We start from the raw sequence: 24,037 nt of genomic DNA on the forward strand, positions 1-24,037 counted from the left end.
CGCGACCAGCGGTTGCTCGACCGCACGACCCCGGGTCGACGCCTCGTCGCCATCCGGGTCGCCGTGCTGCTGGCGTCGCTGGCGGGCCTGAACTACATCGTGTGGCGCTGGGCCGCGTCGGTCAACTGGTCGTCGTGGTGGATCGCCGTGCCGCTGATCCTCGCCGAGACCTACAGCGTCGTCGACTCGCTGCTCTTCGGCCTCGGCGCCTGGCGGCTGCGTGAGCGCGGCGAACCGCCGACCGCCCCCGACCCCGACGACCCCGAGACCCGGGTCACGGTCGACGTCTTCGTCACGACGTACGACGAGCCGGTCGACCTCGTGATGCGCACGGCCCTCGCGGCGCAGCGCATCGGCTACCCGCACGCGACGTGGATCCTCGACGACGGCGGTCGGGCCGAGATCCGCGCCGCCGGCGAGGCCGCCGGCATCGGCGTCATCACCCGTTCGGACGACTGGGCCGACCGCCCCCGGCACGCCAAGGCGGGCAACCTCAACAACGCGCTGCTGGCGACCGAGGGCGAGTTCCTGCTGATCCTCGACGCCGACCAGGTGCCGGCCCCCGAGATCCTGCACCGCACCCTCGGCTACTTCAAAGACGACCGGACGGCTCTCGTCCAGACGCCGCAGTGGTTCGAGAACGTGCCCGGGTCGGACCCCCTGGGCAGCCAGGCGCCCCTGTTCTACGGGCCGATCCAGCAGTCGAAAGACGGCTGGAACAGCGCGTTCTTCTGCGGCTCGAACGCCGTCCTCCGTCGGGAGGCGCTGATGCAGCTGGGCGTCGCACGGTACGTCACCGAGGTCGAGGCGGCCGTGCGTCGGGCCGTCCGCACCTCGCGCAAGCTGCTGGCCCGGGCCCGAGAAGAGGCCGAGGGCCAGCCCCGCGTGCTCGAGGCCCTCGACGACGCCGAGACCGTCGTCGAGCGAGCCAGGGCCGAGTTCGCGTCCGGCGAGTCGATCGGCGACGTCACCTACCGGTTCCAGCGCGGCATCGACACCATCGCCTTCCGCTTCGCCGACGCCGACCTCGCCGCCATGAAAGGCGACCTCGCCGAGCTCGCCGCGATGCAGCTCGGCCCCGACACGTTCGACGCGCTCGACGAGGCCGCGCTCGACCTGCTCGCGCAGCGGTCGTCCTCGCCGCTCGCCGCCATCGAGTCGATCTCGCTGCTCGTCGGCGCACTCGACGTCGACCGCGGCGGCGAGGCGCAGGCGATCATGCCGCTCGCCACGATCTCGGTCACCGAGGACATGGCGACGGCGATGCGGCTGCACGGGCTGGGCTGGAAGTCGGCGTACCACGACGAGATCCTCGCGGTCGGGCTCGCCCCCGAGGACCTGTCGACCATGATGACCCAGCGGCTGCGCTGGGCCCAGGGCACCATGCAGGTGTTCTTCCGCGAGAACCCCCTCGTGCAGAAGGGGCTGTCGTGGGGGCAGCGCCTCATGTACTTCTCGACCATGTGGAGCTACCTCTCGGGCTTCGCCGCCGTGGTCTACATCGCCGCACCGGTGCTGTGCCTCTCGTTCGGCGTCGTGCCCGTCCAGGCCTACAGCGTCGACTTCTTCGCCCGGCTGATCCCCTTCCTGGTGCTCAACCAGCTGCTGTTCTGGGTGGTGGCCGCAGGACGGCCGACCTGGCGAGGCCAGCAGTACTCGCTCGCGCTCTTCCCGGTGTGGATCGCCGCGGTCACGACGGCGTTCCAGAACGTGTACCGCGGCCGCGCGCTCGGCTTCTCGGTGACCCCCAAGACCCGGCAGGCGGCCACCGGCCCCCGCTGGGACCTCGTGCGACCCCAGATCTGGGCGGTGGCGTGCCTCGTGGCCGCCCTCGTGCTCGTGGGCGTCCGCTACGCGACCGGGCAGGCCGAGGGCGTCGCGCCGCTCGTCAACATCGCCTGGGTGCTCTTCGACCTGGTGATCTTCAGCATCATCGTCCGGGCCGTCCTCTACCCGGGGCCCCCGGCACCCCACGACAAGGAGCCATCATGATGACCGTCACCGTCGAGGCCGTCGAGGGCGGCTGCGTCCTCTCACCACAGGGCAGGCTCACCGTCGTCTCGACACCCCAGCTGCGAGACGAGGTCGCCGCCCGTCTCGCCGCCGGCGACCGGCTGATCGTCGTCGACCTGTCGGGCACGACCTTCGTCGACTCGTCGGGCCTCGGCGCCCTCGTGTCGTGCCTCAAGTCGGCGCGCCAGGCCGGGGGAGACCTGCGGCTCGTCGCCCCCACCGAGCAGGTCTCGATGGTGCTGCGCCTCACCAACCTCGACCGCATCCTCAAGCCCCGCGCCTCGGTCGCGGCCGCCCTCGATGACTGAGCGGCCCGGCTCCGTCGTCATCGACGTGGCCGTCGAACCCGAGAGCATCGACCTGGTGCAGAACGCGTTCGAGACGTGGTGGACCTCGCTCGGCGACGACTCGCTCGAGACCCGGTTCTCGTTCGAGACCGCCATCGTCGAGATCGCGGCTAACGTCGTCGAGCACTCGCGACGCTCCGACGCCGACCACGGTCGCCGGTTCACCCTCGAGCTCTCGGCGACCGACGACCGCCTGACCGCCGTCTTCCACGACAACGGCATGCCCAGCGAGATCGACCTCAGTGCCGTCTCGATGGCCGACCTCGAGGACGAGGACGGCCGCGGGCTCGCCCTGGCGCTGCTCAGCCTCGAGAGCCTCGACTACAAGCACGAAGACGGCCGGAACGTGTGGACGCTCGTGTGCCGACGCTGAACCACCCGGTGGTGCGGCCGGCCCGACGGCTCTCCCGTCGGGTCGGCGCCGTCCTGCTGGCGGTCGCGGCCCTGCTGCCGGTGACGCTGGGGCCGGCGGTGGCCGGGGACGCGACGAGTGCGTCCGCCGCCGCCGCGCCTCCCGAACCGGCGGGAACCTGGTTCGGGCCCGACCTCGACTGGGGTTCCGACGGGCCCGACGGCTACGCAGGGCGACTCGGCGCGACACCGTCGCTGTACGGCGTCAACGTCGACTACCCGCTCGACGGCCGGGCCGCCGACGAGTGGCGGCGCTCGGCGCGCGCGGCCGCCGCCCAGGGCGCCGTGCTCGTCGTCAGCCTCGAGCCCACCGGCCGGTTGTCCGACCTCGACGACGCCGACGCCCGCCGGGCCGACGACCTGCTGACCGAGATCGACCAGCAGTACGGCACGCTGCAGCTCGTGCGCTTCGCCCCCGAGATGAACGGCAACTGGCAGCGCTGGGGGCAGCAGCCGACCGCGTTCGTCGGGGCGTTCCGCGAACTGGCCGACGTCGTCCACGCGGGCGAGTCGCAGGCACAGCTGGTGTGGGCCCCGTCGTACGGGGCGGGCTACCCGTTCGCGGACGCCGTGGGTCGGTTGACCGAGACCCCCGACGGCGACGTCGACCTGCTCGACACGAACGACGACGGACGCGTGACCGAGGCCGACGACCCGTACGGGCCGTACTACCCGGGCGACGACGCGGTCGACTGGGTCGGCCAGTCGATGTTCTACTTCGCCAAGGGCAGTGCTTCGACGGCCGCCGGCACGTCGGTGCCGCTGGTCGAGAACCAGGCCCCGGCCGCCGGCGAGGTCGAGGGGCGCTTCGACGAGACCTGGGGCTACGCCGAGGCGCAGGCGTCGTCGTTCTACGACCGGTTCGCCGAGGGGCGTGACCGGCCGATGCTGCTCGACACCGGCGCCCTCTACGCCCACGAGCTCGAGGGTGCCGCCGAGCTCGACGTCAAGCAGGGCTGGTGGCGCCAGGTGCTGGCCGCCCTGCCCGCCCACGACCGCATCGCCGGCGTCACCTGGCTCGAGGTCGAGCGTGACGAGGCCGAGGCGGGCGGCCGGCCCGTCGACTGGCGGGCCACGGCCGAGCCGGGCATCGCGGGGTCGCTGCGCACCGACCTGCAGGGCAGCGACCGCATCGACCTCGGCCCGGTCACCGAACGGGTCACCTCGACCGACGGCGACGCCGCCACCGTCCAGGTGCGCGACGGCGGCGGCGACGAGATGGGCTGGATCGTGGCCTGCGCCGGGGCGCTCGCCCTGGCCTTCCTGGTCAGCGGACTCGTCGGCCGGGTGCTGCCCCGCTGGCGCTACCCCGACGACGGCTCGCCCGGGCGCGACCTGCGCATCGACCTCTTCCGCGGGTTCATCATCCTGGCGGTCGTCATCACGCACATCGAGGTCGCGGGACCGTTCTCGTTCGTCACGCTGAAGGCCGTCGGCGCGATCACGGGGGCCGAGATGTTCGTGTTCCTCAGCGGCATCGTGCTCGGCATGGTCTACCCGCTCGGCATCAAGAAGTACGGCGAGAAGGCCGCGGCGATCGGGGCGTTCGTCCGCGCGCGCAAGCAGTACGTCGTGACGCTCGCCGTCATCCTGATCGTCTTCGCGCTCAGCTTCGTGCCGTTCCTGGCGACGGACGCGATCACGACCTTCACCGACCGCGGCACCGGGTCGACGGGCACCTCGGCCGAGGGGCGCGTCTACGACCTCTACCCGAACGCCGACCGCCTGCTCGACTACCCGCCGCCGTGGTACGCCGTCCGGCAGTTCCTGCTGCTCGAGATGGGGCCGTGGCCGTTCAACATCATGGGGCTGTTCGTCGTGCTCAGCCTGACGATCCCGGCGCTCATGTGGGCGATCAAGCGACGTGCCTGGTGGGCCGTGCTGCTCGTGAGCTGGGCCGTCTACCTGGTCGGCGTGGCCTTCCCCGACGTGCACCTGTTCCCGTCGCAGTTCGAGGCGGTCTTCCCGCTGTTCGCCTGGCAGGTGCTCTTCACCCACGGCCTCGTGATCGGCTGGTACCGGCGGCAGATCGTGCGGGCGCTGACCACCCGTCTCGGCAAGGTGCTGGTCGGCGTCGGGGTCGTCGGCTACGCGGGGTTCCTGGCGCTGATCTGGGCCGCGCACGCCTACGGCTTCAGCCCCGGACCGATCCCGTCGGGCCTCTACGACACGCTGTACGCCACCGGCTACCAGCGCGTCGACATGCAGTGGGGCCGGCTCGTCGACGTCGCCCTCGTCGTCGTCTGCGTCTACGCGGTGCTCACGGTGTTCTGGGTGCCGCTGTCGAAGGCGTTCGGCTGGCTGTACGTGCCCCTCGGCCAGGCGAGCCTCTACGTGTTCATCTGGCAGGTGTTCTTCGTGCTGGCCGTCGCGTCGATCCCGGGGCTCGACCGGTCGAGCGTGCTCGTCGGCACGATCGTCCACGCTGCGTCGGTGCTGCTGCTCTGGGTGATGGTCAAGAAGAAGTTCCTGTTCTCGATCGTGCCGCGCTGATCGGTGCGGCGACGACGAGGTCGAGCCCGGCGTCGAGCAGGGCCGAGGCCGCCTCGTCGTCGAGGCGGTCGTCGGTGACGATCGTCTGGAGCTCGGCGAGGCGCAGGGCCCGGTACTTGCCGAAGCGACCGTACTTCGAGCTGTCGGCGACGAGCACCGATCGTTCGGCGACCTCGAGGGCCGCCCGCTTGACCTCGACCTTCGCCTCGACCGGGGTCGTCACGCCGTGCGTGAGGTCCCACGAGCTCGACGAGATGAAGGCGAGGTCGAGCGAGAGCTCGGTCAGCGTCAACCGCGTCAAGCGCCCCACCGTGGACTGGTTCGCGCTGTCGACCCGGCCACCGACGACGATGAGGTCGACGTCGGGGTGGTCGGCGAACGACCGGACGGTGGCGAGGTCGTTCGTGACGACGGTCAGGTCGGTGACCTCGTCGAGGTGCTCGCGCATGGCCTGGACGGTCGTGCCGGCGTCGAGGTAGACGGTCATGTGGTCGCGCACGAGGGTGGCCGCCTCGCGGGCGATGGCGCGCTTCTGTGCGACGTCGACGTCCTGCTTGACGTCGCGGCTCGCCTCGACGAGCAACCGCGGCGTCAGCTTCGCGCCGCCGGGCGTCGCGGTCACGCGGCCCTCGTCCTCGAGGGTCGCGACGTCGCGCCGGACGGTCATCTGGCTGACGCCGAGCAGGTCGGTCAACTGCCGGTAGCTCAGGACGCGTTCGCGGTGCAGGTGCTCGACGATGCTCTCGCGCCGCTGCTCGGGGATGAGGGGGGCTGTGGGGGACACGTCGGCCTTTCTCGCGTCGGTCAGCCTAGTGCGGTGGGCCCCGTCCACGGCATGCCCGACGCGGAGGTGATCGCGGTCACCTGGTCCGCCGGGATGAGGCGGCGGTCGGCGCCGTGCGTCAGCAGGGCGATCCGGCAGGCCTCCTCGACCTCGACGGCGCCGAGGACGGCGCGGTCGAGGTCCTCGCCGCTGACGACGCTGCCGTGGTTCGACAGGAGCGCGGCCCGGAACGGCAACGGGCTGTCGGTGACGAGGGACCCCATCGCCGCGTCGCCGGGCGCGACGAAGGGCAGCAGGGGCACCTGGCCCACGCGCATCAGCGAGTAGGGCGTCAGCGGTGGCACGGCGCAGTGGTCCGACCACGGTTCGAGGCACGACAGGGCGACGGCCGACGGCGAGTGGACGTGGACGACGGCCTGGTGCTCGGGGTTCTTGAGGTAGAGCGCCCGGTGCAGCGCGACCTCCTTCGACGGCTTCGGGCCCGCGAGCAGCGTGCCGTCGGGGGCGAGGACCGACAGGTCGTCGACCGTCAACGAGCCCAACATGGTGCCCGTGCCGGTCATCAGCAGGCGGTCGCCGTCGCGGACGCTGACGTTGCCCGAGCTGCCGGGGCTGAGGCCGGCCGCGACGAGGGCACGTCCGGCGTCGACGAGTCGTTCGGCTGCGGTCACGAGAGGGCCTCCCAAGCGGTCGAGAACAGGTCGGCGGCACCGAAGTTGCCGCTCTTCAGGACGAGGGCGACCGGTCGGCCGGCGCTCGTGGTCGCGGCGCTCCAGCACACGCCGGGACCGAGCGGTGGCCCGACGACGAGGGCGGTCGTGCCGAGCGCCGTCACCACGGCGCCGCTCGTCTCGCCGCCGGCGACGACGACGTGGCCGACGGTGCCGTCGGCCACGAGGTCGTGCACCAGCGTCGACAGCACCGTCTCGACGACGGACGCGGGCGCGGGGCGTCGGTCCGTCGGGCCTTCGGCACCCGGGGTCACGACGTCGGACGGAGCGATGACGTCGGACGGCTCGCCGACCGAGTACACGACGGGCACGGAGTCGGCGTCGAGGCCGCGCACCCACGCGGCCAGCGCGGCGACCTCGGCCTCCGGGTCGGCGGTCGCAGCCGTCAGGTCGACCTTGCGCGTGGGATGCGTGGCCGCGGCGTGGGAGATCTGGCCGCGGGTCGCGGCCGACGCGGACCCGCAGACGACGAGGCGACGCCCGGTCACGTGCGCGAACTCCGGGGGCAGGGCGGGCGGTGGTGCGTCGTCGGCGCCGACCCCGAGGGCGAGGCCTGCGCCGCCGCTGACCAGGCGATGGTGCGACGTCGCTCGGCCGATCGTCACCAGGTCGTCGTCGTCCACGGCGTCGACGACGAGGTAGCCGGCGGGTGCCGCGTCGAGTGCGTCCGTCAGGGCGTCGACCCCGGCGCGCACGCTGTCGAGGGACACCTCGGTGACGAGGGTCGGCGTCTGGGGCGAGAGGAGGTCACGGAGCCTCGAACGCGTCATGGGGGTCAACGGGTGGTGTCGCATCGAGGAGTCCTCGAGCAGGTCGTCGCCGACGTACAGGAGGCCGTCGCGGACGGTCCGGCCGTTCGCCGGGAACGCGGGGACGACGATCGCCCGGTCGACCCCGAGGCGGTCGCGGAAGGCGTCGAGGACGGGCCCGATGTTGCCCTCGTCGGTCGAGTCGAAGGTCGAGCAGTACTTGAGGGCGAAGCGCTCGGCACCGGCCTCGACCAACCAGGCCAGGGCGGCGGTGGACCGCTCGACGGCCTCGTCGACCGGGGCCGTGCGCGTCTTGAGGGCGACCACGACGGCGTCGACGCCCGCGTGCGTCGAGGGGTCGACCGCCGCGGGGGCGACGACGACGACCGTCTCGAGACCGCGGCGGCGGAAACCCGAGGCGAGGTCGGTGGCTCCGGTGAAGTCGTCGGCGACGGCACCTATCAACATGGCGGGACCCTTCGGTGGCTGGAGGGCTCGCGACGTCGCACGGGCGACGCCAGGAGCACGAACAGTCTATGTGACTATTTGGTGCGATGTTTGACAATTTGGTAAGTCTCGCTACAGTTGCCATGCTCGCCCGGGCCGCTCCGGGCTCTTGAACGAACGGGAACAACGGTGATCCTCCACTCGACGACGACTCGCGCGACTCCGATCCGGGTCCTCCTGACCGGCGCCAACGGTGGGTACGGTCGCACGCTGCTCGACCAGCTGCGTCGTCTGCCCGCCATGACGGCCACGCAGCTCGTCGACCCCGACGTCGCCGGCGTGACGGCGATGCTCGACGACCTCGGGGTGCCCCGCTCGTCCGTCGCGACGCCGTCGACGGCAGCGGCCACCGCCGAGGCGGTGTCGGCCGGGTCGGTCGCCGTGATCGCCGACGCCTCGGCCGTCGACTGGGACGGCGTCGACGTTCTCGTCGAGGCCACCGGCCGCATCGAGGCCGGTCACGCCTACGCCGACGCCGCGCTCGACCACGGCGTCCACGTCGTGATGGTCAGCAAAGAGGTCGAATCCGTCGCCGGCGTCGCCCTGAGCGCCAAGGCCCGCGCCGCGGGCCTCCGCTACCTGCCGGGCGACGGCGACCAGCCCGCGAACCTGCTGCGCCTCGTCGCCTGGGTGCTCGAGTGCGGCTTCGACGTCGTCGCCCTCGGCAAGTCGGGCGAGTACGACCTCGCCTTCGACCCCGCCACGGGCGTCGTCGACCAGGCCGGGACGACCGTCGACGCGCCGGCCCTGGCGTCGTTGCTCGACCTGGGTGACGACCCGCTCGCGACCGTGGAGGCGCGGGGGGCCGCCGTGGCCGGCCTCAAGCGCGCCGCCGCCGCCGACTCGTGCGAGATGAACGTCGTGTCGCTCTACACGGGTGCCCGCGCCGACGTCGAGGCGATGCACTACCCCGTCGCCCGCCCCGACGAGCTCGCCGACCTCTACACGGCGCGTGAGGACGGCGGCCTGCTCGGACGCACCGGCGTCGTCGACGTGTTCTCGATGCTCCGCCTGCCGGGCGAGGCGAGCTTCGCCGGCGGCGTGTTCGTGATCGTCCGCACCGGTGACCCCGTCACGTGGGAGACCCTGCGCGGCAAGGGTCACGTCGTCAGCCGCGACGGGCGACACGCCTGCATCTACTGGCCGTACCACTTCATGGGCGTCGAGACCCCGCTGACCGTCGCCGCGGCCGTCGACGGGACCTCCCGCCTGCCCGAGCCCCGCCAGCACACGGTCCTCGCCGCCCGTGCCACCGGCGCGCTGTCGGCCGGCACCGCCTTCCGGGTCGAGGGCCACCACCACGAGATCGCCGGAGTCGCCCCCGTGATCGTCGACCCCGACGACGCCGGCGTGGCCCCGTACTACCTGCTCGGCAGTGCACGGCTCGTGGCGGACGTCGCCCCCGGCGCGCTCGTCCGACTGGACGACCTCGCCGACGTGCCCGAGGCGGCCCTCGCGGCCTACCGGGCCGGGCTCGCGCTGGGTCGCTGACCCCCGCCGGGTCGCCGACCCGCGCCTCCTCTGCTCCATCCCCCCCTTGATCCCGCCAGACCCCGAACCAGGAGATCGACGACGATGCCCTACACCCCCGACCCGACCGACCCGACCCCGGCGGTGACCTCGTGAGCGTCGAGCTCGTCGCCCTGATCGTCCTCGTGGCCGTCTTCGCCCTCTCGGCGATCCGCAACGTGCACATGGGGGCCCTGGCGCTCGTCGCCGCCCTGCTCGTCGGGGTGCTCGTCGTGGGCGAGAGCCTCGACGACGTCCTCGGCGGGTTCCCGGTCGACGCCCTGCTGATCCTGCTCGGCATCACCTACCTCTTCGGCATCGCCCGCGAGACCGGGGTGGTCGACTGGCTGGTCGACCGCTCGGTCGGGCTGATCGGCGACCGCGTCGCGCTCATCCCGTGGGCGATGTTCGTCATCGGCACGCTCGTCGCCTGCCTCGGCACGTCGCACGCCGCGTTCACCATCGTGCCGATCGCCATGAGCCTCGCCCACAAGCACAAGATCCACTCGACGATGATGGGCATCGTCATGAGCTCGGCCATCGTCGGTGGCGCCCTCGCCCCGACGAGCATCAACGGCATCACGGTCATGACCGTGGCGCGGGCGTCGGGCATCGCGTACAACCCGGGCCTCATGTTCGGGCTCTCGGTCGGCATCAACACGCTGGTCGTGCTGGTGGCGTTCTTCCTCTTCGGCGGGCGCGAGCTGATCGCCCGGACCCGCGCTGCGGGCGCCGCTCGGTCGGCTGCGTCGGCCGGCGTGGGCACGGGCACGGGCACGAGCACGAGCACGAGCACGGTCGGCGGCACCGGCGGCACCGCCGTCGGCACGCGCTTCCAGGGCGGCACCGCCGTCGTCACCGAGCAGGCCACCGCGACCCGTCTCGGTGCCTACCAGCTGGTCGTGCTGGTGAGCATCCCGGTGCTGATCGTCGGCTTCTTCACCATCACGCTGCTCGACGTCGACCTGAACCTCGGCGCGGTGGCCCTGACGCTCGCGGTCTTCCTGGCCTTCGTCAAGCCCGACGTGGGCCGCGCGTCGCTGGCCCGCGTCGACTGGAACACCATCCTGCTGCTCGGTGGCATCATCACCTACGTCGGCGTCCTGACGCGGCTGGGCGCCATCGACCAGCTCGGCGAGGCCGCCCGGTCGGTGTCGTCGCCGCTGCTGGCCGCATTCGTCATCTGCGTCATCGCGGGTCTCGTGTCGGCCTTCGCCTCGACCATCGGCATCCTGGGCGCACTGATCCCGCTCGCCGTGCCGCTGCTCGTGCCCGGCGGCGGGCTCGAGATGACCGGCTTCATCTACGCCCTGGCGATCTCGGCCTCGCTCGTCGACTGCGCACCGTTCGGCACGACCGGTGCCACCATCGTCGCCTCGGGCGTCGAGGACGACCGTCCCCGCCTCTACCGCCACCTCACCCGGTGGGGCCTGTCGATGGTGGTCATCGGGCCGGTCGTCACGCTGCTGCTGTTCGTGGTGCCGTTCCTCTGGGCCTGACGGGCCTGACGGCCTCGAGGACGCAGGAGGCGCGGGTCGCGTGACCCGCGCCTCCTTGCGTCCTCGACGCCGTCGGTCCACACCGCCTCAGCCCTGGACTGGGGCGTCGGAGTGCGGGAGGAACCACGAGATACTGAGCGGATGCCTCGACTGCTCGCCCCGTGGGCCCTCCGCCTCACGCTCGCCCTCGTCCTCGCCGTGTGTGCGGCCACCACCCCGGTGCCGGGTGCCCCCGCGGCCTCGGCCGCGGACGGCTCCGTCCCCACGGCGACCGGCACGGCGAGCGGTGCGGGTGGCGGGACGGTCACGGGCCGGATCGTCACCACCGCCGTGCCGAGCGACGACGCCGTCGCGTGGGTGTACCTCAGTGCGGTGAACGGCGAGGGCACGAGCCTCGGAGTCGCGACGACGAAGGCCGACGGTCTGCGTTTCGCCTTCTCGGGTGTCGTCCCGGGGCGGTACCAGGTCGAGCTCTACGACGGGGGCAAGATCACGGCGCACACGGCCTTCGGCGGGGGCATCGCGTCAGGATCCGTGCCGCCCCTCCGCTCGGAGGACCCGTCGTCGCAGATCACGGTCGCGCCCGGTCAGAGCGTGACCGTCTCGCCGAGATCCGAACTCCAGCCGTGTCTCACCGGAACCGTCCACGGGCGCGCGACGGACGGGACGATCCACGCGACCGACGGCGTCGCCGTCCAGGTCGTCCCCGGTGAGCCCGCCAAGATCGACCCCCAGGCGCAGCCCGGCCTGTCGGCGGTCACCTTCGCCTCCCTGGACGGCGCCTACCGGATCTGCGTCCCGACCGGCAGCTACCGTCTGCGCTTCGTCCCGCAGCCGAGCGACAGGCTCGGGAACGCGGTGCCGGGTGAGAAAGGCCCCGACTACGCGTCGGCGTGGGCTGGGAACGTCCAGTGGCCTGAGGACTCGCCCGAGCTCACCCTCGATTCGGCCGTCGGCCCCGACGCGATCGACACCGTCCTCGAGGCGGGAGCGTCGATCGCCGGGACGGTCTCGTTCGCGACCGACGATCCGACCGGTCGCGAGGATGGTCAGTACGCCGCCTTCGCGTTCCGCCCCATGACCGGCCAGTGGGAGAAGGTCCGGTGGAGCCGCTCGTTCGGCAACCTCGACCCCGTCTCGACGCTCCTCCCGGACACCTATCGCATGCGATGGACCCCGAACGCCGATCCCTCGGCCTCGCATCGGCCGACCTGGGCCCCGTCCACGGTGGACGTCGGGTCGGCGACGTCCTTCCCGGTCACGGCCGGGCAGAAGCTCACCGGCGCCGACATCGTCGCCGTCCCCCGCGTCCTGACCGTGTCGAGGATCGACGGCGACGACCGGTTCGCGACGGCGGCCGAGGCGGCCGCGGCGTTCCCCTCCAGGACGGAGGACCCGGACGGTCGCCACGTCGCGTTCGTCGCCAGCGGCACGAACTTCCCCGACGCGTTGTCGGCCGGTCCCGCCGCCTCCGCCCTCGGAGCACCCCTGCTGCTCGTGCAGCGCGACGCGTTGCCTTCCGCGACCGCGTCGGAGCTCCGACGGCTGAGCCCCGAGCGGATCGTCGTCGTCGGTGGTCAGGCCTCGGTGTCGTCCGACGTCGCGAGGGCCCTCGGAGCGATCGCGCCGGTGACCAGGCTCTCCGGCGACGATCGGTACGCGACGTCACGCGCGATCATGCGCAGCGTGTTCGTCGACGCCGCATCGCCGCTCTTCGCCGGGTCGGCGACCGGGGCCTACGTCGCCTCGGGAACCCGGTTCCCCGACGCGCTGTCCGCCGGGTCGGCCGCGGCACACCTCGGTGCCCCGTTGCTCATCGTCGACGGGGGCGCCGCACACGCCGACGCCGCGACGGTGGCGATGACGAGGGGGCTCGACGGCGTCGTCGGCGTCGGGGGCCCGGCGTCGCTGAACCCTGCGGTCCTCGACGATCTGAACGCCGACTCGTACCAGTTCGCCGGTGCCGACCGCTACGACACCTCGGTCCAGGTCAACGCCGACGCCTTCGAACGGTCGGACACCGCGTTCCTCGCCGTGGGGACGAACTTCCCGGACGCCCTGAGCGGCGTCGCTCTCGCGGGAGCGCTCGACGCGCCGCTCTTCATCACGCCCGGCGACTGCGTGCCTGCGGCCACGCTCGACGAGTTCGATCGGCTGGACGTGGCCGACGTCCAGTTGCTCGGTGGCCCGGCCGTGCTCTCCGAGAACGTCGCCGCCCTCACCCCGTGTGGCTGACGGCCGCCGGCGGCGGTCCCGGTCGAATCGACGGCAGAGGTGTGGCGAGGCGACCAAACGGCTGAGGCGGACCGCTCCGAAGACATGCCCGGGTGCCGCCTAGGGTGCCCCGTGTCCGACCGAGTCGTGGCACGCCGTCAGCGGCCCGAACCGCTGGCACCGTCGGGAGCCCGAACTCCCGTCACGGGGCTCTGGTGTCAAGGGCGACACCGGGGTCTGCGGGGGCCTAGGCGAAGGCGAGTCTGAGGCGCTCGACCACGATCGGATCGACGTCGGCGACGCGGCAGACGAGAGGGTCGCGCTCGATCAGGCTCAAGGCGGCACGGATGCGGCGCCGCTCGGTGTCGGTGACGTCCGTCGCCACTCGATCACGCCGTGAGACGAGCGACCCGAGGGTGGCGATGTCGACGAGGTGTCTCGTGTGGTCGTCGCCCGGGATCTCGACGGCTGCGGCCTTGGCGAGGAGCGCTCCCTGAAGGGTCGGCCTCGAGATGACGCCCTCACGGCCGTTCCCCCGGACCTCGACGGGGCGAGCGCGGTCGAGGGCTCCCTACGCGCCCGGAGCCCCGATGGTCGTACCGCCTCCGACCCCGCGGCGCGACGACGCCCGCACGCCGAGGAAGCGCGGGACGAGGACGTCGATCTGCGCCTCACCGCGGACCAGCGGTGCTGGTGTCCTTCGAAGCTCTGGCCGTCCGCCACGAATCCGCGGTCCCTCAGCAGCGTCGTGAAGCGCATCAACATCGTCGGGTGCGCCCGGACGTCGAGCACCGCATCGGCGTCGTCCGTGGGGCGCGACGGTGTGGCGCCTCGCTCCCAGCAATGCGACTGGACCATCTGGCCGCCGACGAGTGCCCAGCCGCGCGGCAGGAGGGCGTGCAGTTCGAACAGGGCGTGCCAGGCCTCGGCCTGAGCCGGGTGGAGCGGGGGAGCCACGATCATCGATGGCTCCTGAGGATCAACCGGTCGGCGGCGGCTCGTTCACGTGGCCCGGCGCTGGTCGCCAGGTCGGCGATCAGGGCGCCTAGCGTCAGCGGGCCGAGTGGGCCACCGTCGTGGACCCTCAGCAGGACGTTGGGTCGGCGGGACGGCACGAGCAGGTACTCGTGTGACAGGGCGTCGAGATCGGCATGTGACACGTGCGCTTCGAACCGACCCCCGTCGCTCATGCCCGACCGGTCGTCGCTGCTGCCCCCCGGCGTGAGTCGGGCGTCTCGTCGCAGGTCGGGGAGGTCGGCTGTCGGCGCCTCGAACCCCCGGGCCTCGGGGTACGCCGCTCGCAGCCAGAGGGCGAGGCGCTCGGAGGGCTTCGTGCCCTGCTGCAGTTCGTCGACGCGGGCGAGCGTCCGGCCGCGCTCGCTGGGCGACAGCCCGCCGGCCCACTCGGGGTCATCGGTCAGTCGAGCCAGCAGGGCGTCGGCCGACCGGCGTGAGAGTGGTCGGCCGGGCAGGTGTCGGTGTGGAACCGCGTCGTCGATCACCCATCGACCGCCGATCCACCGAGCGTCGATCAGCCCGGCCGCCGCGGCCGCCTGGGCACGCCGAGTCGAGATGTCGTGACTCTTCGCGTACTCGGACGCACTCACCTCGGCCATGGTGACCACAACCGTACGCGGTCGCGAACGATTGTGGAAGCCTGTGCCTCGAGGTCACCGCCCCGGCGGCCCCGTCGTCCCCCGCACCACGAGCCGCGTCGGCAGCTGCACCTCGGGGGCGGTCGGCGTCCCGCCGTCGAGCATCGTGAAGAGCATGCCCGCGGCGGCGCTGCCGAGTCGCTGCATGGGCTGCTGCACGGTCGTCAGCGGGGGCGACTCGCGCGAGGCCTCGGGGATGTCGTCGAAGCCGACGATGCTCAGGTCGTCGGGCACGCGGAGGCCGAGGTCGAGGGCGGTGCGCAACAGGGCGATGGCCGAGAGGTCGTTGGCGGCGAAGACCGCGGTCGGCCGGTCGGCGCTGGTCAGCAGCGACCGGGCGGCCTGGCGCGAGGCCGTCAGCTCGAAGTCGCCGTTGCGCGTCAGGCCCGGGTCGCGTGTGATCCCCGCCGCCCGCAGCGCCCGCAGGTAGCCCGCCTCGCGCAACGACGCCGAGCGCAGGTCGGGCCGGCCGGCCAGGAAGCCGATGCGCCGGTGGCCCAGGCCGATCAGGTGCTCGACCGCGAGCAGGGCGCCGCCCCGGCTGTCGGCCTCGACCGAGGGCAGGTCGGTGCGCCCGGTGTGCGGGTCGACGGCCACCACCGGGATGCTGACGGTCGTGGTCAGCACCGACGGGGTGACGAGGATCGCCCCGTCGATCAGGGTGCCGCTCAGGCGGCTGAGCGAGCGACGCTCCCACCCGGTGTTCTCGCCGCGGTGCGCCCCGCTGTAGGCGAGCAGGTCGTACTCGGCGCCCCGCGAGCGGACGGCGGCGCCGACGCCCTTGAGCACCTCAGAGCTGAACGGCTCGAAGTCGGCCACGAGCACGCCGATCACGCCCGTGCGCCGCGCCCGCATGCTGCTGGCGACGAGGCTCGACTCGTAGCCGAGCTCGTCGACGGCGGCCATCACCCGCTCCACCGCCTGCGCCGAGACGCCGTACCGGCCGTTGACCGCCTTCGACACGGTCGCGACCGAGACCCCGGCCGCCCGTGCCACGTCGTGGATCGTCACCCGAGGCGTCATCACGTCGGCAGCCTAGCGCTGACCGAAATGGTTTTCGAAAACGTTTGACACTCGCCCGGCGTTTTTTCACACTGACTTCACGCCGCGCATCGGAGCGCGGCACGCTCGGTCGACCACGGCCGCTCAACGAAGAGGAAAAGGTGGAACCATGACCACATCTCGACGGCTCCTGGCCGGGTCTGCGGCCCTGCTGATCGGAGCGGGACTGCTGACCGGCTGCAGCGGCGGGGCGGGTGGCGGCTCGGACGACGGCACGCTCACGCTCTGGCAGAACTCGACGACCGGCCCCGGCCAGGACTTCTGGACGGCCACCGCGGCCGACTTCGAGAAGACCAACCCCGACGTGACGATCGACGTCCAGACCGTGCAGAACGAGGACTTCGACAGCAAGCTGCAGACCGCCCTCAACTCGGGCGACGCACCCGACGTCTTCCTGCAGCGCGGCGGTGGCAAGCTCCAGGCCATGGTCGCGGCCGGCCAGGTGAAGGACATCACCGACGTCATCTCGGCCGACGCGAAGGACCAGATCAGCGAGGGCACCTTCGGGTCCGGCTCGATCGACGGCAAGGTCTACTCGATGCCCGTCGCCGTGCTGCCCGGCGGCTTCTGGTACAGCCAGGACCTCTTCGACGCGGCCGGCATCACCGAGGCCCCGACGACGATGGACGAGCTCGACGAGGCCGTCACGGCGCTCAAGGGCTCGGGCGTCTCGCCCGTCGCGCTGGGCGGCAAGGACGCCTGGCCCGCCGCCCACTGGTACTTCTTCTTCGCGCTGCGCTCGTGCAGCTCGGACGTGCTCGAGCAGGCCGCGGCCGACCGTGACTTCAGCGACGACTGCTGGGTCAAGGCCGCCGAGGACCTCGCCGACTTCCGCGACACCGAGCCCTTCAACGACGGGTTCCTGACGACGGCGGCCCAGCAGGGCGCCGGCAGCTCGGCCGGCCTCATCGCCAACCACCAGGCCGGCATGGAGCTCATGGGCGCCTGGAACCCCGGGGTCATCGCCTCGCTCACGCCCGACGCGCAGCCCCTGCCCGACCTGGGCTGGTTCCCCTTCCCCGCCGTCGACGGTGGTGACGGCGAGGCCGGTGCCATCATGGGCGGCGTCGACGGGTACTCCTGCTCGGCCGGTGCCCCCGACTCGTGCGTCGACTTCTTGAACTACCTCGCGACCCCCGACGTGCAGACGGCCTACTACAAGGCCTTCAACGCGCCTCCCGTGAACACGGTCGCCCAGGAGTCGGTCACCGAGCCCTACCTGCAGGACGTGCTCAGCGCCTACAACGACGCCCCGTTCGTCTCGCAGTGGCTCGACACCGTCTACGGCCTGAACGTCGGCAACGCGATGAACGTCGCCGTGGTCGACCTGCTGTCGGGCGACGGCACGCCGCAGCAGTTCGTCGACGCCGTCGACTCCGCCGCCAAGAAGGCGTAGGGCCCCGTCGTGAGCCTCCGCGAACCCGCCGTGCGGCCCGCCGCACCCTCGCGGGCTCACGCCACCGCCGGGGGCGACGCACTCGCGTCGCCCCCGGCGGCCTCCCGGGCCGTGTCCCGGAAGGGGCGTGGCGCCCGCGTCCTCGAGATCTCCCTGCTGGTCGGACCCGCCCTCGTGGTCTTCTTGGCCTTCGTGGTGTTCCCGATCGTGATGGCCGCCTACTACGGCTTCTTCAGCTGGCAGGGCTTCGGCCCGCCGACCGACTTCGTCGGGTTCCGCAACTACCTGACGATCTTCCAGGACTCGACCTTCCTCGACGCGCTGCGGCACAACGCCACGATCGTCGTGCTCTCGCTCGTGCTGCAGGGCCCGGTCGCCATCGGCCTCGCGCTGCTGCTCAACCGCAAGCTGCGCGGGCAGTCGCTGATCCGCGTGCTGATCTTCGTGCCCTACGTCATCAGCGAGGTCGTCGTCGGCACGGGCTGGAGCCTCATGCTGCAGGGCAGCGGCGCCGTCAACGACCTGCTGACGAAGGTGGGCCTCGGCTCGCTCGCGCAGGACTGGCTCGCCGACCCGAGCATCGCCATCTGGACCCTGCTCGTGATCATCACCTGGAAGTACGTCGGCTTCGCCGTCATCCTCTTCCTCGCCGGCCTGCAGGGCGTGCCCGAAGAGCTCAGCGAGGCCGCGGCCATCGACGGTGCGAGCTGGTGGCAGATCCAGCGCCGCATCACGCTGCCGCTGCTGGGGCCGACCCTGCGCATCTGGGCGTTCCTGTCGATCATCGGCTCGTTGCAGCTGTTCGACCTCGTCTACATCATCTGGGGTCAGTACATCGCGGCGACCGCCGGCACCTCGACCATGGCGACCTACATGGTCGCGAACGGCCGCACCTCGGGCAGCTACGGGTACGGCAACGCCGTCGCCGTCGTGCTGTTCCTCATCTCGCTCGTCGTCGCCCTCGTCTACCAGCGCTACGTGCTGCGGCGCGACACGGCCGGCGCCGTCACGACCGCCGCCACCACCGCAGGAGAAGAACGATGACCGCCAGCACCCTGCCCGCCCGCCCGCGCGGCGGCACCCCCGCCTCGACGGCGCCCCGGCCGACGAGGCGCAGGAGGCGCGGCATCGCCGACCCCGGACGCGGCGTCGCGTACGTGGTCGCGGCGGTCGTCATCGTGGCGATGCTCGCGCCCGTCGCGTTCATCGTGATCGGCGGCTTCCGCACCAACGCGCAGATCACCACCGACCCGTCCGGGCTGCCGAGCCCGTGGCAGGTCGGCAACTACCTGGACGTGCTCACCGGCGGCACGTTCTGGCGCCAGGTCGGCAACTCGCTGATCTCGGCGGGCGCGACCACGATCGGCACGGTCGCGCTCGGCCTCGCCGCCAGCTACGTGCTCGCCCGCTACCGGTTCGCCGGCCGCGGCGTGCTCTACGCGCTGTTCGCCGCCGGGCTGATGTTCCCCATGACCGTGGCCATCACCCCGCTCTACCTGGTGATCCGCGACCTCGGGCTGACGAACTCGCTGGCCGGCGTCATCCTGCCGCAGATCGCGTTCGCGCTGCCGACGACGATCATCATCCTCGTGCCGTTCCTCCGCGCGATCCCCGACGAGATCGAGGAGGCCGCCTTCATCGACGGCTGCAGCCGCCTCGGCTTCTTCTTCCGCATGGTGGTGCGGCTGTCGCTGCCCGGCGTGATCACCGTGGGCATCCTCGCGTTCATCGGCGCCTGGAACTCGTACCTGCTGCCGCTGTTCATCCTCAACGACCCGTCCACCTTCACGCTGCCCCTCGGCGTGCAGGCGTTCTCGTCGCAGTACTCGGTCGACACCGCCCGCGTGCTGGCCTTCACGGCCCTGTCGATGCTGCCGGCGCTGATCTTCTTCAGCCTCTTCGAACGCCGCATCGTCGGCGGGCTCACCGGGGCGGTCAAGGGATGACCGCCACCCACACCGCGACCGCCACAGACCAGGAGGCGCGAGCCGACATGACCGACACCGCTCACCGACCGCAGGCCCTCACGGTCGGCGAATCCCGCGCCTCCGACCGGGTGGCGTCGCTGCTGGCCGAGATGACCCTCGACGAGAAGCTGGCGCAGCTGGTCGGCTGGTGGGTCGACCAGGGGGCCGACAACGTCGCCCCGATGCAGGGCGAGATGGCGTCCTCGGGCGACTACGAACAGGCCACCCGCCACGGGCTCGGCCACCTGACGCGGGTCTACGGGACGCGGCCGGTGGACCCGGCCGAGCGCGCCTCCTGGTTGTGGCGCGAGCAGCGCCGCCTGCGCGACGAGACCCGACTGGGCATCCCCGCGCTGGTGCACGAGGAGTGCCTGACCGGGCTGGCCGCCTGGCAGGCCGCGACGTTCCCGACGCCGTTGGCCTGGGGCGCGTCGTTCGACCCCGAGCTGGTCGAGCAGATGGCGCGGCTGATCGGCGGGTCGATGCGCGACCTCGGCGTGCACCAGGGCCTCGCGCCCGTGCTCGACGTGATCCGCGACCCGCGCTGGGGTCGCGTCGACGAGTGCATCGCCGAGGACCCCTACGTCGTCGGCACCATCGGCACGGCCTACGTGACGGGGCTGCAGTCGGCCGGCGTCCACGCGACGCTCAAGCACTTCGTCGGGTACTCGACCTCGGCGGCGGGCCGCAACCACGCCCCCGCGCAGGTCGGCCCGCGGTTCGTCGAGGACGTGCTGCTGCCACCGTTCGAGATGGCCGTCCTCGACGGGGGCGTGCGCTCGGTGATGAACTCGTACGCCGAGATCGACGGCGTGCCCGTCGCCGGGTCGCCGTCGTACCTGACCGACGTGCTGCGTCGGCGCTGGGGGTTCGACGGGGTCGTCGTGTCGGACTACTTCTCGGTGGCCTTCTTGCAGGTGATGCACGCGGTCGCGGCCGACCGCGGCGAGGCCGCCGCCCTCGCCCTCGAGGCCGGCATCGACGTCGAACTGCCCACGGGCGACGCCTACCTCGAACCCCTCGCCGAGCGGGTGCGCTCGGGGCAGGTCGACGAGGCGCTGGTCGACCGGGCCGTGCTGCGCGTGCTCGCCGAGAAGGAGGAGCTCGGGCTGCTCGACGAGACCTTCGAGACGCCGCCCCCGACCTCGATCGACCTCGACTCGGCCGAGCACCGCGCGGTCGCGCGTCGGCTGGCCGACGAGTCGGTCGTCGTGCTGACCAACGACGGGGTGCTGCCGCTGGTGCGAGGTGGTGCCGGTACCGGTGTCGACGGTGCTGGCGGTGCCGGTGGTGCCGGTGCCGGCCCGGCCTCGGTCGCGGTCGTCGGGCCGAACGGTGACAGCGCCGAGGCCCTGATGGGCTGCTACTCGTTCGTCAACCACGTGCTCGCACACCACCCCGGCGTGCCGCTCGGCATCGAACTGCCGACCGTCGCCGACGGCCTGCGCGCGGAGCTGCCCACGGCCGAGGTCGTCGTCGAGAGCGGCTGCGACGTCGAGGGCGACGACCGGTCGCGGATCGACGCCGCCGCCGAGGCCGCCCGCGGGGCCGAGGTGGCCGTCGTGATCGTCGGCGACCGGGCCGGCCTCTTCGGCCGTGGCACCGTGGGCGAGGGCAACGACGTCGAGAGCCTCGAGCTGCCGGGGGTGCAGCGCGAGCTCGTCGAGGCGGTCGTCGCGACGGGCACGCCCACCGTCGTGGTCGTGCTCTCGGGTCGGCCCTACGCCATCGGGTGGGCGATCTCGGGCGAGTGGGCGCCGGCGGCCGTCGTGCAGGCGTTCTTCCCGGGGGAGGAGGGCGGCGCAGCCGTCGCCGGCGTGCTGACCGGCAGCGTCGAACCGTCGGGGCACCTGCCCGTGTCGCTGCCGCGCTCGGCCGGGGCACAGCCGTTCTCGTACCTGCACCCGGTGCTCGGCGGGCCGTCCGAGGTGACGAGTGCCGACAGCACGCCGGTGCTGCCGTTCGGCCACGGCCTGTCGTACACCTCGTGGCGTCGCTCCGACCTGGTCGTCGACTCGGCGGACGTGCCGGCCGGCGGCTCGTTCGTCGCGTCCGTCACCGTCGCCAATACCGGCGACCGCCCGGGCACCGACCTCGTGCAGCTCTACGCGCACGACGTCGTCGGCTCGGTCACCCGACCCGTCGCGCAGCTGCTCGGCTACGCACGCGTCACGCTCGACCCCGGTCAGGAGGCGCGGGTCGCGTTCCGCGTGCCGACCTCCCGCCTGGCGTTGACCGACCGGCACCACCGACGGGTCGTCGAGCCCGGCGACGTCGAGCTCTGGGTCGGCGGCTCGTGCGCCGAGCGCGAGACCGAGTCCGCCGTCCGGATCACGGGCGAGGCGTACGCGGTCACGATCGCGGACGAGCGGATCGTCGGCGTCGAGATCGAGGCGCTCGCCGGCGTCTGAGGCGGGCCTGCGCGGGCGGCCGACCCGCGCCTCCTGCGCCTGAACCCCGTTCACGAAGATGAACCCCGTTTTCTCGTGGTTCGTCTTCGTGAACGGGGTTCGTCGCGTCGCGTCGCGTCGTGGCGCGGCGCGGCGCGGGCGGGCAGGAGGTGCGGTGCGGCCACCGCGGTCAGGGCCCAGTAAGGCGACACGTGTAGCGTTACTGCCGACCGTGCACCGTCGCACGGCGACTGGCCCGGCGCCGTGTCGGGCCCCGCACACGAGAGAACCGGAGCCCGCGCCATGGAGCGTTTCACCGACAAGGTCGTCCTCATCACCGGCGGAGGGTCGGGCCTCGGCCGGGCCGCCGCGATCCGCGTCGCCGGCGAGGGGGCGAAGCTCGCCCTCGTCGACGTCTCGGAGAAGGGCCTCGCCGACTCGGAGGCCGCCGTGCTCGAGGCCGTCCCGGGCGCCGAGGTGCTGACCGTCACGGCCGACGTGTCGAGCGAGGACGACGTCGCCCGCTACGTCTCGGCCACCGTCGAGCGCTTCGGCCGCATCGACGGGTTCTTCAACAACGCCGGCATCGAGGGCAGGCAGAACCTCACCGAGCGCTTCGGTGCCGACGAGTTCGACAAGGTCGTCTCGATCAACCTGCGCGGGGTGTTCCTGGGCCTCGAGAAGGTGCTCGGCGTCATGCGCGAGCAGGGTGACGGCGGCGCCGTGGTAAACACCGCGAGCGTCGGCGGCATCCGCGGCGTCGGCAACCAGTCCGGCTACGCCGCCGCCAAGCACGGCGTCGTCGGGCTGACCCGCAACTCGGCCGTCGAGTACGGCGAGTTCGGCATCCGCGTCAACGCCATCGCGCCCGGCGCCATCTGGACCCCCATGGTCGAGGCCTCGATGCGCCAGCTCGACGCCGACGACCCCAAGGGTGCCGCCGAGCAGTTCATCCAGGTCAACCCGACAAAGCGCTACGGCGAGGCCGCCGAGATCGCCTCGGTCGTGGCGTTCCTGTTGTCGGACGACGCCACGTACGTCAACGCGGCGGTCGTGCCGATCGACGGTGGGCAGTCCGCGAAGTACTGACGCGCGGGGCGGTCGCGTCCCGGGGTGCCGCCCCGCGCCTCCTGCGCCCTCGAACCCCGTTCGCGACGATGAACCCCGAGAGATCGGGGTTCGTCTTCGCGATCGGGGTTCGTCGTCGTGCCGAGGTGCAGCGCGTCAGCCCGTCGACTCGCGCTCGTGCACCCGCACCGCGCCGTAGGTGACGCCCGCCGAGGTCGTCCCCCCGATGGCGTCGACCAGGTGCTGGGCGGCGGCCCGGCCGAGCTGCTCGAGGTTCATGTCGACGCTGCTGAGCGTCGGGCGGGACTCGCGCACGAGGACGTCCCAGTTGTCGAAGCCGATGACCGCGACGTCGCCCGGCACCGTGCGGCCCTCGTCGCGAAGCGCGTCGAGCACCCCTCGCGCGATGTGGTCGCTGCCGGCGATGACGGCGTCGATCGTCTCGTCACCCCGGACGAGGAGGCGCGCGCAGTCCCGCCCCCAGGCCTCACCCCACTGCCCGTAGAGCGCCGCACCCCCGACGAGCTCGAGCCCGGCCGCCTGCGTGGCCGCCACGACCCCCGCTGCCCGGTCGCGCGACGCGGCGTACGACGACTCGCCGTTCACGAGGGCGATGCGACGGCGCCCCTTGGCGATCAGGTGCTCGGCCGCTAGGCGGCCGGCCTGGACGTTGTCGGGCGTGAAGGACGCGTCGGCCGGGTCGGTCGACGGGGCGTAGACGTAGACCACCGGCACGTCGGAGACCAGGGGAGCGGGCGGCCGGGGGTTGGTGGTGCGCCCCACGATCAGCAGGCCGTCGACGCGTCGGGTGAGCAGGTTCCGCAGGTGCAGCTGCTCGCGCAGGGCGTCGTCTCGTGCGTCGGCCAGCAACACCGAGAGCGACCCCGAGCCGAACGCGTCCTCGGCGCCGAGCAGGACCGGCAGCACGAAGCGGTTGTCGAGGTCGCTGGTGACCATGCCGATCGTGCCGGTGCGTTGCGAGTTCAGCGCCTGGGCGAAGAAGTTCGGGGTGAACGACAGGGCGGCGGCCGCCTCTTCGACTTTCACCCGCGTGCTCTCGCGCACCTGCGCGCGCCCGTTGAGCGCCTTCGAGGCGGTCGCGACCGAGACGCCGGCGGCGCGCGCCACGTCGGCGAGCGTGACGGGCGCCCCCGTGCCCCGCCCGCCGTTGCCTGTGCCCATGCAGCGAAATTAGTTCACGAACGTGTTGACAAGCAACTGCAGCGAATGTAGCTTTCAACC

At 72.3% G+C, this 24,037-nt stretch carries 19 protein-coding genes; 12 read left to right on the forward strand and 7 right to left on the reverse strand.

Annotation, left to right across the window (positions count from 1 at the left end):
* The first annotated feature begins 12 nt into the window (after nucleotides 1-12).
* The 4 genes from ASG05_RS12595 to opgC are packed head-to-tail and all read left to right on the forward strand — an operon-like array spanning nucleotide 13 to nucleotide 5,264.
* Nucleotides 13-1,992 carry a glycosyltransferase gene (locus ASG05_RS12595; RefSeq protein WP_056261687.1) on the forward strand — a complete coding sequence of 660 codons (1,980 nt, stop codon included), beginning with the start codon at nucleotides 13-15 and terminating at the stop codon, nucleotides 1,990-1,992.
* Nucleotides 1,989-2,321: an STAS domain-containing protein gene (locus tag ASG05_RS12600; RefSeq protein ID WP_055977855.1), complete on the forward strand. Its 333-nt coding sequence runs from the start codon at nucleotides 1,989-1,991 to the stop codon at nucleotides 2,319-2,321. The genes ASG05_RS12595 and ASG05_RS12600 overlap by 4 nt, the downstream gene beginning before the upstream one ends.
* A complete protein-coding gene (locus tag ASG05_RS12605; RefSeq protein ID WP_082486766.1) occupies nucleotides 2,314-2,733 on the forward strand; it encodes an ATP-binding protein in 420 nt (139 codons plus the stop codon). The genes ASG05_RS12600 and ASG05_RS12605 overlap by 8 nt, the downstream gene beginning before the upstream one ends.
* The gene (gene opgC / locus ASG05_RS12610) at nucleotides 2,721-5,264 is read left to right on the forward strand and encodes an OpgC domain-containing protein (RefSeq protein ID WP_235491508.1); all 2,544 of its coding nucleotides are present in this window, start codon (nucleotides 2,721-2,723) and stop codon (nucleotides 5,262-5,264) included. The genes ASG05_RS12605 and opgC overlap by 13 nt, the downstream gene beginning before the upstream one ends.
* Here the strand turns inward: opgC and ASG05_RS12615 are convergent.
* From ASG05_RS12615 to otnK, 3 genes are read right to left on the reverse strand one after another with little or no spacing between them, the layout of a single operon-like run.
* On the reverse strand, nucleotides 5,227-6,048 hold the full coding sequence (locus ASG05_RS12615) for a DeoR/GlpR family DNA-binding transcription regulator (protein ID WP_056261340.1): 822 nt from the start codon (nucleotides 6,046-6,048) through the stop codon (nucleotides 5,227-5,229). The genes opgC and ASG05_RS12615 overlap by 38 nt on opposite strands.
* A 20-nt stretch (nucleotides 6,049-6,068) precedes the next feature.
* Entirely contained in the window at nucleotides 6,069-6,719 is a 651-nt protein-coding gene (locus ASG05_RS12620; RefSeq protein WP_056261342.1) for a class II aldolase/adducin family protein, read from the reverse strand.
* Nucleotides 6,716-7,996 carry a 3-oxo-tetronate kinase gene (otnK, locus tag ASG05_RS12625; RefSeq protein ID WP_056261346.1) on the reverse strand — a complete coding sequence of 427 codons (1,281 nt, stop codon included), beginning with the start codon at nucleotides 7,994-7,996 and terminating at the stop codon, nucleotides 6,716-6,718. Before otnK ends, ASG05_RS12620 begins: the two co-directional genes overlap by 4 nt.
* A 168-nt stretch (nucleotides 7,997-8,164) precedes the next feature.
* On the opposite strand from otnK, the gene ASG05_RS12630 reads away from it, so the two are divergent.
* From ASG05_RS12630 to ASG05_RS12640, 3 genes are all read left to right on the forward strand, one after another.
* On the forward strand, nucleotides 8,165-9,526 hold the full coding sequence (locus tag ASG05_RS12630; RefSeq protein ID WP_056261351.1) for a homoserine dehydrogenase: 1,362 nt from the start codon (nucleotides 8,165-8,167) through the stop codon (nucleotides 9,524-9,526).
* A gap of 131 nt (nucleotides 9,527-9,657) precedes the next feature.
* A complete protein-coding gene (locus ASG05_RS12635; RefSeq protein ID WP_056261356.1) occupies nucleotides 9,658-11,043 on the forward strand; it encodes an SLC13 family permease in 1,386 nt (461 codons plus the stop codon).
* Nucleotides 11,044-11,184: 141 nt separating this feature from the next.
* On the forward strand, nucleotides 11,185-13,278 hold the full coding sequence (locus tag ASG05_RS12640; RefSeq protein WP_056261360.1) for a cell wall-binding repeat-containing protein: 2,094 nt from the start codon (nucleotides 11,185-11,187) through the stop codon (nucleotides 13,276-13,278).
* 226 nt (nucleotides 13,279-13,504) lie between these two features.
* Here the strand turns inward: ASG05_RS12640 and ASG05_RS16435 are convergent, their stop codons facing one another.
* The 3 genes from ASG05_RS16435 to ASG05_RS12655 form a co-directional block, all read right to left on the reverse strand.
* A complete protein-coding gene (locus ASG05_RS16435) occupies nucleotides 13,505-13,642 on the reverse strand; it encodes a hypothetical protein (protein WP_157490228.1) in 138 nt (45 codons plus the stop codon).
* Nucleotides 13,643-14,216: 574 nt separating this feature from the next.
* Nucleotides 14,217-14,873, reverse strand: a complete 657-nt coding sequence (locus tag ASG05_RS12650) for a hypothetical protein (protein ID WP_056261694.1) — start codon at nucleotides 14,871-14,873, stop codon at nucleotides 14,217-14,219.
* A gap of 54 nt (nucleotides 14,874-14,927) precedes the next feature.
* Nucleotides 14,928-15,935, reverse strand: a complete 1,008-nt coding sequence (locus ASG05_RS12655) for a LacI family DNA-binding transcriptional regulator (RefSeq protein ID WP_056261367.1) — start codon at nucleotides 15,933-15,935, stop codon at nucleotides 14,928-14,930.
* Nucleotides 15,936-16,083: 148 nt separating this feature from the next.
* Between ASG05_RS12655 and ASG05_RS12660 the strand changes: the two genes are divergently transcribed.
* From ASG05_RS12660 to ASG05_RS12680, 5 genes are all read left to right on the forward strand, one after another.
* A complete protein-coding gene (locus ASG05_RS12660; RefSeq protein ID WP_056261370.1) occupies nucleotides 16,084-17,370 on the forward strand; it encodes an ABC transporter substrate-binding protein in 1,287 nt (428 codons plus the stop codon).
* Nucleotides 17,371-17,379: 9 nt separating this feature from the next.
* A complete protein-coding gene (locus ASG05_RS12665) occupies nucleotides 17,380-18,414 on the forward strand; it encodes a carbohydrate ABC transporter permease (protein WP_056261372.1) in 1,035 nt (344 codons plus the stop codon).
* Nucleotides 18,411-19,316, forward strand: coding sequence for a carbohydrate ABC transporter permease (locus tag ASG05_RS12670; protein ID WP_056261374.1), 906 nt, complete (start codon nucleotides 18,411-18,413; stop codon nucleotides 19,314-19,316). Before ASG05_RS12665 ends, ASG05_RS12670 begins: the two co-directional genes overlap by 4 nt.
* 47 nt (nucleotides 19,317-19,363) lie before the next feature.
* Entirely contained in the window at nucleotides 19,364-21,748 is a 2,385-nt protein-coding gene (locus ASG05_RS12675; RefSeq protein WP_056261699.1) for a beta-glucosidase, read from the forward strand.
* 282 nt (nucleotides 21,749-22,030) lie between these two features.
* Nucleotides 22,031-22,816, forward strand: a complete 786-nt coding sequence (locus tag ASG05_RS12680) for an SDR family oxidoreductase (RefSeq protein WP_056261377.1) — start codon at nucleotides 22,031-22,033, stop codon at nucleotides 22,814-22,816.
* Nucleotides 22,817-22,951: 135 nt separating this feature from the next.
* Here the strand turns inward: ASG05_RS12680 and ASG05_RS12685 are convergent, their stop codons facing one another.
* Nucleotides 22,952-23,977 carry a LacI family DNA-binding transcriptional regulator gene (locus ASG05_RS12685; protein ID WP_056261379.1) on the reverse strand — a complete coding sequence of 342 codons (1,026 nt, stop codon included), beginning with the start codon at nucleotides 23,975-23,977 and terminating at the stop codon, nucleotides 22,952-22,954.
* Nucleotides 23,978-24,037: the final 60 nt, after the last annotated feature.

It is taken from the genome of Frigoribacterium sp. Leaf186 (assembly GCF_001423905.1).
Classification (GTDB): Bacteria; Actinomycetota; Actinomycetes; order Actinomycetales; family Microbacteriaceae; genus Frigoribacterium.

Coding starts and splice junctions, on each gene's coding strand:
- ASG05_RS12680 (WP_056261377.1), top strand. CDS start 22,031: ATGGAGCGTTTCACCGACAAGGTCGTCCTCATCACCGGCGGAGGGTCG.
- ASG05_RS12685 (WP_056261379.1), bottom strand. CDS start 23,977: ATGGGCACAGGCAACGGCGGGCGGGGCACGGGGGCGCCCGTCACGCTC.
- ASG05_RS12655 (WP_056261367.1), bottom strand. CDS start 15,935: ATGACGCCTCGGGTGACGATCCACGACGTGGCACGGGCGGCCGGGGTC.
- otnK (WP_056261346.1), bottom strand. CDS start 7,996: ATGTTGATAGGTGCCGTCGCCGACGACTTCACCGGAGCCACCGACCTC.
- ASG05_RS12600 (WP_055977855.1), top strand. CDS start 1,989: ATGATGACCGTCACCGTCGAGGCCGTCGAGGGCGGCTGCGTCCTCTCA.
- ASG05_RS12650 (WP_056261694.1), bottom strand. CDS start 14,873: ATGGCCGAGGTGAGTGCGTCCGAGTACGCGAAGAGTCACGACATCTCG.
- ASG05_RS12605 (WP_082486766.1), top strand. CDS start 2,314: ATGACTGAGCGGCCCGGCTCCGTCGTCATCGACGTGGCCGTCGAACCC.
- ASG05_RS12660 (WP_056261370.1), top strand. CDS start 16,084: ATGACCACATCTCGACGGCTCCTGGCCGGGTCTGCGGCCCTGCTGATC.
- ASG05_RS12675 (WP_056261699.1), top strand. CDS start 19,364: ATGACCGACACCGCTCACCGACCGCAGGCCCTCACGGTCGGCGAATCC.
- ASG05_RS12670 (WP_056261374.1), top strand. CDS start 18,411: ATGACCGCCAGCACCCTGCCCGCCCGCCCGCGCGGCGGCACCCCCGCC.
- ASG05_RS12640 (WP_056261360.1), top strand. CDS start 11,185: ATGCCTCGACTGCTCGCCCCGTGGGCCCTCCGCCTCACGCTCGCCCTC.